At 66.9% G+C, this 13,748-nt stretch carries 11 protein-coding genes; 3 read left to right on the forward strand and 8 right to left on the reverse strand.

The features are described 5' to 3' along the window. Nucleotides 1–23: 23 nt before the first annotated feature. From VARPA_RS22445 to VARPA_RS22465, 5 genes are all read right to left on the reverse strand, one after another. Entirely contained in the window at nucleotides 24–773 is a 750-nt protein-coding gene (locus VARPA_RS22445; RefSeq protein WP_234974812.1) for a tripartite tricarboxylate transporter substrate-binding protein, read from the reverse strand. A 210-nt stretch (nucleotides 774–983) separates the two neighbouring features. After that, on the reverse strand, nucleotides 984–1,886 hold the full coding sequence (locus tag VARPA_RS22450; RefSeq protein ID WP_013542875.1) for an amidohydrolase family protein: 903 nt from the start codon (nucleotides 1,884–1,886) through the stop codon (nucleotides 984–986). An 8-nt stretch (nucleotides 1,887–1,894) separates the two neighbouring features. After that, nucleotides 1,895–3,079, reverse strand: a complete 1,185-nt coding sequence (locus tag VARPA_RS22455; RefSeq protein WP_013542876.1) for a CaiB/BaiF CoA transferase family protein — start codon at nucleotides 3,077–3,079, stop codon at nucleotides 1,895–1,897. 32 nt (nucleotides 3,080–3,111) lie between these two features. Next, nucleotides 3,112–4,104, reverse strand: a complete 993-nt coding sequence (locus tag VARPA_RS22460; RefSeq protein WP_013542877.1) for a tripartite tricarboxylate transporter substrate binding protein — start codon at nucleotides 4,102–4,104, stop codon at nucleotides 3,112–3,114. Between the two features lie 38 nt (nucleotides 4,105–4,142). Then, nucleotides 4,143–5,012, reverse strand: coding sequence for an HpcH/HpaI aldolase/citrate lyase family protein (locus VARPA_RS22465; protein WP_013542878.1), 870 nt, complete (start codon nucleotides 5,010–5,012; stop codon nucleotides 4,143–4,145). A gap of 76 nt (nucleotides 5,013–5,088) precedes the next feature. Here VARPA_RS22465 and VARPA_RS22470 point away from each other — a divergent pair, with 76 nt between their 5' ends. The 3 genes from VARPA_RS22470 (at nucleotide 5,089) to VARPA_RS22480 (ending at nucleotide 11,169) form a co-directional block, all read left to right on the forward strand. Next, the gene (locus VARPA_RS22470; protein ID WP_013542879.1) at nucleotides 5,089–5,976 is read left to right on the forward strand and encodes a LysR family transcriptional regulator; all 888 of its coding nucleotides are present in this window, start codon (nucleotides 5,089–5,091) and stop codon (nucleotides 5,974–5,976) included. 167 nt (nucleotides 5,977–6,143) lie between these two features. Beyond that, nucleotides 6,144–9,185, forward strand: coding sequence for a PAS domain-containing protein (locus VARPA_RS22475; protein WP_013542880.1), 3,042 nt, complete (start codon nucleotides 6,144–6,146; stop codon nucleotides 9,183–9,185). A gap of 97 nt (nucleotides 9,186–9,282) precedes the next feature. Further along, nucleotides 9,283–11,169: a GspE/PulE family protein gene (locus tag VARPA_RS22480; protein WP_013542881.1), complete on the forward strand. Its 1,887-nt coding sequence runs from the start codon at nucleotides 9,283–9,285 to the stop codon at nucleotides 11,167–11,169. A 39-nt stretch (nucleotides 11,170–11,208) separates the two neighbouring features. Here the strand turns inward: VARPA_RS22480 and VARPA_RS22485 are convergent, their stop codons facing one another. The 3 genes from VARPA_RS22485 to VARPA_RS22495 all read right to left on the reverse strand — a co-directional run bounded on the left by VARPA_RS22485 (nucleotide 11,209) and on the right by VARPA_RS22495 (nucleotide 13,709). Then, nucleotides 11,209–11,958 carry an EAL domain-containing protein gene (locus tag VARPA_RS22485; protein ID WP_013542882.1) on the reverse strand — a complete coding sequence of 250 codons (750 nt, stop codon included), beginning with the start codon at nucleotides 11,956–11,958 and terminating at the stop codon, nucleotides 11,209–11,211. Between the two features lie 128 nt (nucleotides 11,959–12,086). After that, nucleotides 12,087–12,464, reverse strand: a complete 378-nt coding sequence (locus VARPA_RS22490; protein WP_013542883.1) for a hypothetical protein — start codon at nucleotides 12,462–12,464, stop codon at nucleotides 12,087–12,089. Between the two features lie 72 nt (nucleotides 12,465–12,536). Continuing rightward, nucleotides 12,537–13,709 carry a BMP family ABC transporter substrate-binding protein gene (locus VARPA_RS22495; RefSeq protein ID WP_013542884.1) on the reverse strand — a complete coding sequence of 391 codons (1,173 nt, stop codon included), beginning with the start codon at nucleotides 13,707–13,709 and terminating at the stop codon, nucleotides 12,537–12,539. Nucleotides 13,710–13,748: the final 39 nt, after the last annotated feature.

Raw genomic sequence — 13,748 nt, forward strand, 5'->3', positions numbered from 1 at the left:
CGGGCGGCTGAGGCCAGCCACGCTCAATCGACGCGGATGTTGCGAGCCTTCACCAACGCGCTCACCCGTCCCGTTTCATCCTGCACGAACTTCGCAAACGCCTCGGGCGTGGTGCCTGCGGGCTCCAGGCCGAACTGCAGCAGCTTCTGCTTCACCGTGGGATCGTTCACCGCCGCCTGCACCGCCTTGCCCAGCCGCTGAACGACATCGGCCGGCGTGCCCTTGGGCAGGAACACGCCGTTCCACTCGACCACGTTGTAGCCCGGCAGGCCCGACTCGGCGAGCGTGGGCGTGTCGGGCAGCCCGTTCACGCGCTTGCTTGAGCTCACGGCCAGCGCGCGCAGCTTGCCCGACTTCACATAGCCCAGCGTCGAGGCCACGTTGCCGAAGTACGCCGACACCTGCTCGCCCATCACGTCGGTCAGCGCCGGTGCGCCGCCCTTGTAGGGCACGTGCATCAGGTTGACCTTCGCCTGCTCGTTCAGCGCCTCGCCCGCCAGATGCGAACCAGTGCCGCCGCCGGCCGAGGCGAAGCTGAGCTTGCCGGGGTTCTTGCGCGCGAAGTCGAGGAACTCGGCCACGGTCTTGTACGGTGCGGTCGCGGGCACGACGAGTATCTGCGGCGCTGTGGCCACGAGCGACACGGGAATGAAATCCTTCGCCGCATCGAATGGCAGCTTGCGCAGCGACGGGTTCACCGAGAACGCCGAGGCGTCGTAGAGCACGGTGTAGCCGTCGGCCGGGGCCTTCGCGACGTTGTCCTCGCCGATCACGCCGCCCGCACCGGGCTTGTTGTCGATTGACGATCTGCTGGCCGAGCGCGGTGCTCATGTGCTGCGCGACGACGCGCGCGGTGTTGTCGGCACCGCCGCCCGCGGCGTAGGGCACGACCATGCGGATGGGTTTGTCGGGCCATGCAGCCCAGCCGAGCAGCGGAGTGCACGCGGCCAGCGCGGCGATGGATCTCAGGAGGCGTCTCTTCGTCATTTTTCAGGTTTCTCGGTCTTTGTCGTCATTTCAGGAAAGTCGTAGAGCAGCGCCGGGTTGCCGACCAGCACGCGATGGCGCGTGGCCGCGTCGGGCACCCACTGGCTCAACAGGTCGAACAGCGCCGCGTCGTCGGGCTTGGCGACGGGCTCGGTGGGATGCGGCCAGTCGCTGCCCCAAACCACGCGTTCGGGCGCCTGGCGGACCCAGGCCTGCGCGATGGACGTCGTGTCGGCGTAGCCGCCCGCGGCACCCGCCTTCGAGTCGAGGTAGGGGCCGGACAGCTTGACCCATGTGCGGCCGTTCTCGCGCAGTCGGCTGACCACATCGAACGCGGGATGCGAAAGCGCGTCGGGCAGCGGCAGCCGCGCGAGGTGGTCGAAGACGATCGTGCACGGCAGACGCGCGAGCAGCTCCGCATGCGCCGCGATCTGATCGGCGCCCCAGTGCAGTTGCACATGCCAGCCGAGCGCGTGCACGCGCTGGGCGAGTGGCTCGACCATGGAGAAATTTGTTACCGCGTTGGCCTGCGCGTAGAGCGTGAAGCGGATGCCGCGAATGCCGCCTGCGTGCAGCCGCTCCAGTTCGGCATCGCTCACGTCGGGGCGAACCACTGCGATGCCGCGCGTGTTCTCGGCACCGAGCGCGCGAATGGCGGCTAGCGTCACGCTGTTGTCGGTGCCATGCACGCGCGGCTGCACGACGACCGTGCGCTGCGTGCCGATGCGTTGCTGCAGCAGGCGATAGTCGTCGGCCGTGGCCTTGTCGACCATCGCGTCGGGCGAGCCGTGCAGCGCGAAGCGGCGGTCGTAGATGTGCATGTGCGCATCGCACGCGCCCTCCGGCGCCACGCCGGCGGGTCGGCGCGCTCCGCTGCTGTTGGGGTAGCTGACGTCCATGCGCGTTTTCAGTCCGCTGCGCTCGCGGTCTTCAACACCTTGTCCGTGTGCTGCCCCAGCGTCGGTGCCGCAAAGGGCTCGGGGCCGGGCGTGCGTCCGAACTTCACTGCCCTCGTGAACCCTCGGTACGAGCCGAGCGTGGGATGGGCGAAGTTCGCCACCATGTCCTCGGCCAGCACCTGCTCGTTGTCGAACATGTCCTCGACGGTGCGCGCCGCTGCGCAAGGCACTTCCTCGCCGAACAGTTCTTCCCATTCGAGCGCGGTGCGTGCAGCCAGCGCTTCGCGCAGGCGCGGAACGATCTCCGCAAAGTGCAGCGCGCGTTTTCGCACCGAGTCGTAGCGCTCGTCGGCCGCGAGTTCGGGCAGGCCCACCTTGGCGCACAGCGCCTGCCAGAAGTGCGGCGTGTTGGCCGAGATGTAGAGGTGCCCTTCGCGCGTCGGATGCAGGCCGGTGATGCCGCCCGAGCGCATGTCGCGTCCCACGTCCTTCGGCTCGCCCTCGGCCCACACCATGCGCGCCGATTGCATCGTGAGCGCGGAGCGCAGCAGCGACACGCCGACGAACTGGCCCTGGCCGCTCTTCTCGCGTTCGTACAGCGCTGAGGCAACGCCCGCAGCCACGAGCGCGGCCGCGTAGTAGTCGACCACCGAGCCGTAGATGATCTCGGGCGGCTCGCCGCGCTTGCCCTGCAGCGCGCACATGCCGGTCATGCTCTGCAGCACCTGGTCGTAGCCGGCCTTCTCGCGCAGCGGACCGGTCTCGCCGTAGCCCGTGAGGCTGCAGTAGATGAGGCGCGGGTTCACGGCTTTCAGCTGGTCGTACGCAATGCCCAGCCGCGGCGGCACGCTGGGGCGGAAGTTGTGCACCAGCACGTCCGCCGTGCGCACCAGCGCCATCAACGCGGGAAGGTCTTCCGCCTTCTTCAGGTCGAGCACCACGCCGAGCTTGCTGCGGTTCACGCCGATGAAGGCGCGGCTCTCGGCCTCGAGCGTCGAGGGGTACTTGCGCAGGTTGTCGCCCGTGGGCGGCTCGATCTTGATGACCTCGGCGCCCTGGTCGGCCAGCAGCGAGCAGCCGTAGGGGCCCGCGATGTAGGCGCTCAGGTCGAGCACGCGCAGGCCGCTCAACGGCCCCGCGGGGCCGGTGCGCGCGGGCAGGCGTGCGTCGTCTTTGTCGGCGTCGAAGCTCATGAATGAATCTTTCTTTCCTCGGTGGTCGGCCGTCAGTCGGCGGTGATGTTCTGCTGCTTGGCCAGCTTCTTCCAGCGTTCGACGTCCTCGGCGATCACCGTGCCGAACTGGGCCGGCGAGAGCGGCGTGGCGATGGCGCCTTCGCGCAGGAAGTTGGCCTCGATCTCGGGCTTGGTGATGATCTTGTTCACGGCACCGTTGAGCTTGGCGATCACGTCGGGCGGCGTGCCCGCCGGCGCGAGCAGGCCCCACCAGAGCTCGAACTCGTAGCCGGGGACGGCCGTGGACACCGGCGTGAGGTCGGGCGCGATCGGGCTCGGCTTCAAACTGGTGATGCCCACCGCGCGCAGCTTGCCGGCGCGCACCATCGGCAGCAGCGAGGGCCCGCTCGAAATCAGCAGTTGCGTCTGGTTGCCGACGAGGTCGGTCACGGCCGGCCCCATGCCCTTGTAGGGGATGTGCGCGATCTGCAGGTCGCCCACCTTGGCCTTGAGCAGCTCGGTGCCGAACTGGTTGACGCTGCCCGCACCCGAGGAGGCGTAGTTGTACTGCCCCGGCTTGGCCTTGATGGCGGCGATGAGCTCGGCCGGCGTCTTCGCCGGAAACTCGTTGTTCACCGCGACGATGAACGGCCCCTTGGCGAACATCGCGATGGGGGCGAGGCCCTTGACCGGATCGAACGGCAGCTTCGACTGCACGGCCGCATTGGTCGTCATGCTCGACGACACCGCCACCAGCGTGTAGCCATCGGGCGCGGCCTTCGAGACCTGTCCCGTGCCGGTGTTGCCGCTCGCGCCGGGGCGGTTGTCGATGATCACCGGCTGCTTGAGCTCGTCGCCCAGTTCCTTGGCCACCTGGCGCGCGAAGGTGTCGTTGGAGCCGCCCGCCGGATAGGGCACGACGATGGTGATGGTCTTGGTCGGATACGCGGCCTGTGCGAAGGCGGCGCCGCTCAAAAGGCAGGCGCCAGCTGCAGCTGCAACAACAGCGAGCGTGCGCAAGCGAAACAACGGGGAAATCTTCATCTGTCTTGTCTCCTGATTTTTTTAAGAAAGCGAAAGGCTCAACCCGGCAGCAGGCCCAGGCTGCGCGCGCTCGCGACGATGGCGCGTGCGCGGATCACGAAAGGGATGTCGATCATTTTTCCGTCGACCACGTAGGCACCCACGCCCTTGGCATCGGCGTCGCGCGCGGCCTCGACCACCTTGCAGGCGTGGGCGATCTCTTCGTCGGTGGGCCGGAATACCTCGTTGGCGATCGCGATCTGGCTCGGGTGGATGCAGGTCTTGCCGAGGAAGCCGAGGTTGCGCGACAGCATGGCCTCGGCGCGGAAACCTTCGGCATCGCGGATGTCCGCGAACGCGCCGTCATACGCATAGACACCCGCCTCGCCCGCGGCGATGCGCATCGCGAACATCGCCTGCTGGATCGCAGCCGGCTCGCGGCGTGCGATGCCCAGCGGCTCGAACAGATCGCCGAGCCCCAACTGCAGCCCGGCCACGCGCGGATGCCCCAACCCGAGCTGCGCTCCGGTGCGCAACGCCGACGGCGCTTCGATGTTCAGCAACAGGCCGATGGGCGTACGCACGCCGTTGGCCTGCTCGGCGCGCTCGATGGCCTCGACCGCGGCACGCACATGCGCCGGGCTCTCGGGCTTGGGAATGTTGATGAGGTGCACGCCGGCCTGCGCCACCGCCGCGATGTCGTCCGCGAAATGCGGCGTGTCCATCGCGTTGACGCGCACGATCACGGTCTTGCCCGATGCAGCGACGCCATCGCCTTGCAGCAATTGCCGCACGGCATCGCGCGCCTCGCCCTTGCGCGGCTCGGAAACCGCATCTTCCAGGTCGAAACACACGCCATCGGCCGCGCCACTCAGCGCCTTGGCGAACAACTCGGGGCGCGTGCCGGGAACGAACAGTTTGCTTCTCATGCGCCGCAGTGTGCGCAGCGCATGAGAAAAGAAAAACACATGGTTTCTATGATCAGTTCATAGAAAATCTATCTTCATGGAAACCGCCTACCTGCAAAGCTTTCTCTTGGTCGTGGAGTCGGGCTCGATGTCGGAGGCCGCACGCCGGCTCGACCTGACGCCCGCCGCCGTGGCACAGCAAATACGCACGCTCGAGCGCGAGCTCAACGCACCGCTGCTCGCACGCGCGGGCCGCACGGTGCAGCCGACCGAGGCGGGGCACCTGCTGGTGCAGCGCGCGCGCAACCTGCTGCGCGAGGTGGGCGACATCAAGACGCTGCTGAACAGCGACGCGGCCGGCGGCGAACTGCTCATCGGCACCATCAACACGGCCATCCACAGCCTGCTGCCGGACATCCTCGCGCGCTTCGTGAAGACGCATCCGGGCGTGAAGGTGTTCCTGCAGTCGGGCACGACGGCCACGCTTCACAAGGCGGTGCAGCAGGGCGAGCTCGATGCGGCCGTGTGCCTGTATCCGCCCTATGTGCTGGCCAAGACTTTCGACTGGTCGTTGCTGCGCGAGGAGCCGCTGGTGCTGCTCGCGCCGAGCCGCCTTGCCAGGCGCGACCCGCACGAACTGCTGCGAACTTCGCCGTTCATCCGCTACGACCGCGCACTCGGAGGCGGCAAGCAGGCCGACCGGTACCTGCGCGCCGCGGGCATCGTGCCGCAGGAGCGCTTCGAGCTCAGTTCGCTGCTGGCGATCGCGATGATGGTCGACCGGGGCCTGGGCGTTTCGCTGGTGCCCGACATCGCATCGCCGCTGCTCGATGGCCAGCGCATCGTGAAGATCCCGTTGCCGCTGCCCTCGGAGCCGCGGCGCTTCGGCGTGCTGTGGCTGCGGGCGTCGCCGCGGCAGCGGTTGATACGGGGGTTCGTCGACAGCGCGGCAAGCGTGATCGAGACCAGAGGCACGCCGACCTGAAGCAACCGTGCCCTGCGCCCTGCGCCCGGTCAGGTGAATGGCTACTTGCGCTTCTCTCCCGGAACGCCTAACTTGCGGGCCTGCACCCGTTCCTTGGTTGCGATGCACTATGCAGGTCAATGAATCCATCAGGTTCCAGAAAATTCCGCATCGGTCTGAACACGCGCATGAGCCTTGGCGTGGCTGCAGTGGTGCTGGCAGCCACGTTCGCCGTTGCCACGGTCGCGCTGCAGTTCGTCAAGACCAGCATGCGGGAGTCGATTGCCCAGGAGGAGTTCGCGCGCGTTTCGGCCCTGGCGGATGCGGTTGACCAGAAGTTCATCAGCCGGCGCACGCTGCTGAAGACCTTCGGCGACAGCGTGGAGGCGCTCGCGCTGGCGGATGCGGCGCCGCTGCAGGCTTTTCTGGAACGGCACGCGTCGTTGCGCGAGGCGTTCGACAATGTGGCCTTCATCGACATGGACGGCAACCTGGTGGCAAACCTCAGCAACGCCGGCCAGGTCCGCCGGATCAACGTCAAGGACCGCGCGTATTTCCGGGACACCGTGGCCTCCAAGGAGGGCGTGATCTCGGAGCCCTACCGCAACCGGCTGAACGGCCTGGCGCAGGTCGCCATCACCGAACCGGTGCTGGACAGCGAAGGGCGGGTGCAGTTCGTGATTTCGGGCTCCATCAACCTGAAGGAGCGCAACATTCTGGGCGACCTGGCGAGCGTCAGGTTCGGCGAGACCGGGTACCTGTTCATCACGACGACGAACGGCATCGTCGTGGACCATCCCCGCGAAGAGCGCGTGCTCGAAGCAGCCAGCCCGCAGACGGCGCGCAACCCCGAGATAGAGCGCGCCATCAGAGGCTTCGAGGGCGCGACCGAAGGCGTCAATCGGGAGGGCGTGCACGGCCTCTATGCGTTCAGGCGCCTGCGGCAGGCGGACTGGATCATGGGCGCCATGTATCCGCGCGACGAGGCATTTGCGCATGTCGATGCCATCGAGCGCGCCGCATGGGCGGGAGCCTTCGTGCTCGCGCTGCTGGCCGGTGCGATCGCATTGGCTGTCGTGCGGCAGCAGCTCAAGCCCCTGACCGCGCTGCACCGGCACATGCTGCGTGCCCAAGCCGCGCCGACCGAAGTGACGGCGCTGCGCAGGTACACCAACGATGAAATCGGCGACCTCTCGCGCACCTTCGACCGGCTGATTCGGCAACGGCAGGCGGACGAGAAGTTCCTGCGCGACATCACCGACAACCTGCCGGCCATGGTCTCGCATGCCGACGCGCAGGGCCGCTACACCTTCGTGAATGCCCGCCTGTGCGAGAAGCTGGGCCAGAGCGCCGCGCAGCTCATCGGGCAGCCGGTGCAAAGCATGCGCAGCCCGGGCGACGACGCGGCCCTCGAAGCGGGGCTGCAGCGCGTGGCGGTGGGCGAATCGGTCAGCCTGGAGCGCCGCGACGCATCGGGGCCCGGCGCACAAGAGCGCTTTTTCCAGACCGACCTGATCCCCGATCTCGACCACGCCGGGCAGTACCGCGGCTACTACGCCATGACCTTCGACGTGACGGAGCGCAAGCGCATCGAGGTGAGCCTGGCGCACAGCGAGGCGAAGGTTCGCATCATTGCGGACAACATTCCTGCGCTGGTGTCGCATGTCGACGCATCGCTCAACTACACCTTCGTGAACGCGCACATCAGGGCGCTGCACCGCAACGATTCGATGGTCGGCCAGTCGATGCCCGAGGCGCGAGGCGCGGCGGATTTCGCAGTCGTCGAGCCCTACATCCGGCGCGCCTTGGCCGGCGAGACCGTGGTCGTCGAGAAAAAGGGTGATCCTGCGCGCGGCATCGGCGAGCGCACCTACAAGGCCCACTACATTCCCGACCAGGACGCCAGCGGCGCGGTGCAGGGCGTGTTCGCGATGACCTTCGACATCACCGACGAGGTGAACGTGCGCAAGGCCCTGACCGAGCAGGAGAAGCGGCTGCGCGACGTGACCGACAGCATTCCCGCACTGGTGGGCTATTTCGACACCGAGGAGAACTGCCTCTACGCCAACAGCCGCGCACGGCAGATGGCAGACCATGGCGACCGGCCGCTGGACGGCGTCACGCTGCGCTCGGCGCTGGGCGAATCGATGTACGCACAGCACGCGCCCTACATCCCGGTGGTGCTCGCGGGCAAGCAGGTGCGCTTTCCGCTGCATGCGCCGCTGCACGGCAAGGACGGGCACTTCCAGGCCCACCTGATCCCCGACAAGGATCTTGACGGCCGCGTCCTTGGCTTCTATCTCATGACCTTCAACATCACCGCGCTCAAGCAGGCGGAGCTGCAGCGCGCCGACAGCGAGAACCGGCTGCGCACCATCACCGACAACCTGCCCGCGCTCATCACCTACATCGACCGCGAGGAGAACGTGACCTTCGCCAATGCCACCCATCGCGAGTGGTTCGGGCTCGAACCCTCGCAACTGCTGGGCCGCCCCCTCCACGACGTGGTGGGCCATGGCGTGTACCAGAAGCGCAAGGCCTTGATCGACCGGGCGCTCGCCGGCGAGCGCGTGGAGTTCGAGGACCAGACCCCGGCCGTCGGCGCGGGCCGTGTCGCCCGCATCAGCCTGGTGCCCGACATCGGCGCGGACGGCGCCACGAACGGCATCTTCTCGCTGTGCCTGGACATCACGGCCCTGAAGGCGGTGGAGAGCCAGCTGATCGAGCTGGCCCGGCTCGACACGCTCACGGGCCTGCCGAACCGGCTCGCCTTCAACGAGCTCCTGCCCGCGGCGCTCCTGCGGGCGCAGCGCACCGGAAGCGCGATGGCCCTGATGTTCCTGGACATCGACGCGTTCAAGACCATCAACGACACGCTGGGCCACGCAAGCGGCGACAGCGTCCTGGTCGAATACGCCAACCGCCTGCGGTCCAGCGTGCGTGCCACCGACATCGTGGCGCGGCTGGCGGGAGACGAGTTCGTCGTCGTTCTGGAAAATCTGCCTGCGCGGGATGCGGCGGCAGGGGTTGCACAGAAAATCCTCGCGCAGATTCGCGCACCCGCGTTTCGCCTCGACAGCCAACCGCTGCAGGTCACGACGAGCATCGGCATCGCATTCCGCCTGGGCGGCGATGCACCGGTCACCGCCGAAGAATTGCTGGCGCATGCGGACAGCGCGCTGTATGCCGCCAAGTCGGCGGGAAGGAACAGGTTCGAGTTTTCCGATTGATCCGTTGCCCATGAACCGCGGCCCCGGCCGCCGCACCGCGCCAAGCCAATGAGCTGCGTGCGCCAGCGCAGAGAAACCAGAACAGGAGATCCCATCCATGTCATCCGCCGAAGTCACCACACCGGAACAACTGCTGACCGAACTCGATGCCCAGACCCGCATGCCGATCGCGCAGATCGGCCAGACGCTGATGTCGCTGGGCATGGTCACCGCGGCGCAGTTGCAAGGTGGACTGGTTCAGCAGCAGCTCGCCCCCACGGTGCCGCTGGGCGAGATGCTGGTGCGCATGGGCTTGATCAACCGCGCCCAGCTGCAGGCGGCGCTGGTGCACAAGATGGGCTATCCGCTGGTCAACCTGCACCTGTTCGCGCCGTCCGCAGAGGCCCTGCGCAAGATCGGCCACAGCGCGGCGCAGCGCCTGCAGGTGATGCCGCTGATGCTGCACGAGGGCCGCCTGGTGCTCGCGCTGGACGATCCCTCGAACCGGCGTTCGGCCATCGACGAAGTGGAATTCATTGCCCAGTCGAAGGTGATTCCGGTGGTCGGGAAATGCCTCGACCTGGACGGCGTGCTGCACAAGGCCTACGAGAAGCTCGGCGACCCGGCGACGCCGCGCCCGGCCAGCTTCGATCCGATGCGGCCGCTGGAGTTCGACATGGCCGGCACCAGCGAACTGCTCGAAACGCTCGAGAAAGAAGGCCGCTCGATCGCCAGCACCGAGGCGCCGATCGAGCAGTCGGACAACTCGCTGGTGCGCATGATCAACAGCATGATCCTGGAGGCGCATCGCGAAGGCGCATCGGACATCCACGTCGAAAGCTCGCCCGGCGACGAAAAGACCCGCATCCGGTTTCGCCGCGACGGCCGGCTCTATACGTACCTGGAGCTTCCGTCCAGCTATCGCAACGCCGTGGTGGCGCGCATCAAGATCATGTGCGACCTGGACATCAGCGAGAAACGCAAGCCGCAGGACGGCAAGATCAACTTCAGCAAGTATTCGCCGCAGCACCGCATCGAACTGCGCGTTGCCACCATTCCGACCAGCAACGGCCTGGAAGACGTGGTCATGCGCATCCTTGCATCGGCCAAGCCCATCGCGATGAACGCGCTGGGCCTCTCGCCGCGCAATCTCGCGCAGCTCACCCAGGCGGTCGAGCGCCCCTACGGCATGGTGCTGTGCGTCGGCCCCACGGGTTCGGGCAAGACCACGACGCTGCACTCGGCGCTGATGCACATCAACACGCCGGAGCGAAAGATCTGGACGGCGGAAGACCCGATCGAGATCACGCAGGCCGGCCTCCGGCAGGTGCAGGTCAATCCACGGATCGACTGGACCTTTGCCAAGGCCCTGCGGGCCTTCGTGCGCGCCGACCCCGATGTGATCATGGTGGGCGAGATCCGCGACGAGGAAACCGCCAGGACGGCCATCGAGGCCTCATTGACCGGCCACCTCGTACTTTCGACCCTGCACACCAACAGCGCCCCCGAAACGGTGACCCGGCTGCTCGACATGGGCATGGACCCCTTCAACTTCGCGGACTCGCTGCTGGCGGTGCTGGCACAGCGGCTGGTGCGCCGCCTCTGCACCCAGTGCACCACCAGCAGCCCCGCGAGCCCCGAGAAGGTCGAGGAACTGCTGGCCGACTACATGCATGCCTTCGGCGCGGAGGCCACGCCCGCCGAGCGCGAGGCGGTGCGCGGCGACTGGATCGCACGCCATGGGCACGGCGGCCATCTGCACACCTTCACCAGCACCGGCTGCCCGCATTGCGGCGATACGGGCTTCAAGGGCCGTGTGGGCATTCACGAGCTGATGGTGGTGTCCAGGACGCTTCGGCGCCTGGTGCAGAACGGAGCGCGTGCCGAGGAACTGCAGGAAGCGGCGCTGCGCGAAGGCATGCGCACGCTGCGTCAGGACGGTATCGAGAAGGTGCTGGCCGGGCAGACGACCATCGAGGAAGTGCGCGCGACCAGCAACGTGTGAGCGGGACCCGCCCGCCCCGCCCCGTCACATAAGGTCACGTCAGGCGGTGCCCCATGCCACCGCCGGCAATGCGGCAATGGCGGGCCTTGCGAAGAAGTAGCCCTGGAACAGGTCTACGCCCAGCGCGTGAAGGGCGTCGACCTCTTCCAGCATCTCGACGCCTTCGGCGATCACCCGGATGTTCAGCTCGTCGCAGGTGGCGACGAAGCCTCTCACGATGGCCAGCCGAACCGGGTCGGCATGGATGTTCCGCACCAGGCTCATGTCGATCTTCAAGACGTCGGGCTGGAACGCGGCAAGCATCCCGAAGCCTGCATAGGCGGCACCGAAATCGTCGATGGCCGAGGTGAAACCGTGGTGCCTGAAGTCCTGGAAGATGGCCGCGAGGCCGGGCAGGTCGATCGTCCGCTCGCCCTCGGTGACTTCGAACATCAGGCGGCTCACCGGAAAATTGCAATGCTCCGCGGCGGCCATGGCGGTGCGAAAGCACTCGGGCCGGCCGGCCACATCGTTGGGCAGCACGTTGAGGCTGAGCCTGGATGCCATGCCCAGCCCTGCCGCCATCTCGATGGCCTTTACCCGGCAGGCCTCGTGAAACGCAAAGCGCTGCGAGGAGCCGATGCTGGCGAGCACCTCCATCGCGCCTTGTCCCGAGAGGCCGCGCACCAGCGCTTCGTGCGCGAAGATCTCGCGGCGCGCGACATCCACGATCGGCTGGAACGCCATGGTGAACGCCGAGCCGAAGCCGGGAAAGCAGGCATCGGCGAGGTTTGGGGCTGTCGCGGACATGGGACTCGCGGTTCGGAGGGGAGGCGTTCTGGCGGGAGTGCGGGGCGACCAATGTAAGCGTTTTTTACATCTTCCGGCCGTGCTTGCGCACCAATCGCAGCAGCATCGTGCCGCAGGGGGCTTCAAGCTCAGGGGCAGACGAGCTCAGTTTTCGACGCCGCGCACAACCTGGCCACCTCGGCCTTCGGCAGGAATTCCGTGGTCAGGCTGTTGAGCATCAGCACGGCCGGATAGAGGCGCGCGTCCTGCGGATTCGCGCGATACGCCTTCTGCAGCAACTGCTGGCCCGCCTTGTTGCAGTGCTTGCGCTGCATGCGGTTGATTTCCTTGTCGCGCGCGGAGCCGTCGCCGTTGAACTCGCCCGCCAAGTGAAAGCACATCTCGGTGTCGGAGACGGCCTTTTGCAGGGCTTTCTCGTCCTTCGAGAATCTGGCGGGCTCGGCCGCGAACGACAGCGAGGCCGCCGACAGCAACGCGGCGCTCGCAATGGTGAACATCAGCTTCATGGTGCGAATCCCCTCCTCGAATGAAAAAAGGGCCGCCCTGGGCGACCCTCTTCGTCTGCATCGCCGCAGCGATTACTTCTTGTCGCCGCCGGGCACCTTGCCTTCGACGCCCTTGACGTAGAAGTTGATGCCGGTCAGGAATTTGTCGTCGGCCACCGCGTCCTTGGCGACGACTTCCTTGCCGTCCTGGCCGAGGATCGGGCCCTTCCAGATCGCGAAGCTGCCGTCCTTCAGGCCCTTTTTCACTTCCTCGACCTTGGCCTTGGTTTCGGCCGGCACGTCTTCGGCGATCGACACGAGGTCGATGGCGCCTTCCTTCACGCCCCACCAGGCTTGGCCGGTCGCCCACTTGCCGTCGAGCGCGTCCTGCGTGGCCTTGATGTAGTACGGCGCCCAGTTGATGGTGGCCGAGCCGAGGTGGGCCTTGGGGCCGTAGGCGGTCATGTCCGAATCCCAGCCGAAGGCGCGCTTGCCCTTCTCTTGCGCCGTCTTGAGCACGGCGGGCGAGTCGGTGTTCTGGAACAGGATGTCGGCGCCGCCGTTGATGAGCGCGGTGGCCGCTTCGGTTTCCTTCGGCGGGCTGAACCATTCGTTGACCCACACGACCTTGGTGGTGATCTTCGGGTTGACCGATTGCGCGCCCATCGTGAAGCTGTTGATGTTGCGCAGCACCTCGGGAATCGGCACCGAGCCGACGACGCCGAGCGTGTTGCTCTTGGTCATGGCACCGGCAATGATGCCGGCCATGTACGCGCCTTCGTAGGTGCGGCTGTCGTAGGTGCGCATGTTGTCGGCGGTCTTGTAGCCGGTGGCGTGCTCGAACTTCACGTCCTTGCTGTCGTTGGCGACCTTGAGCATCGGCTCCATGTAGCCGAAGGTGGTGCCGAAGATCAGCTTGTTGCCCTGGCCGACCATGTCGCGGAACACGCGCTCGGCGTCGGCGCCTTCGGGCACGCTTTCCACGAAGGTGGTCTTGATCTTGTCGCCGAATTCCTTCTCGAGCGCCTTGCGGCCGTTGTCGTGCGCGAAGGTCCAGCCGCCGTCGCCCACCGGGCCGATGTATGCGAATGCGATGTTGAGCGGCGCTGCCGGAGCCGGTGCGGCTGCCGCTGGTGCCGGAGCGGGCGCGGGGGCCGCGGCCGGTGCTGCCGCTTCTTCTTTCTTGCCGCAGCCGATCAGGGCCGCCGAAGCGACCGCCGTGAGGGCGGCCAGCTTGAGCAGAGAGCGCTTGTTCAGATCATTCATTGTCGGAAATCCTCAAAAAGGACGGGTTGGCGGGAAAAC

The organism is Variovorax paradoxus EPS (assembly GCF_000184745.1).
In the GTDB taxonomy this organism is placed as follows: domain Bacteria; phylum Pseudomonadota; class Gammaproteobacteria; order Burkholderiales; family Burkholderiaceae_C; genus Variovorax; species Variovorax paradoxus_C.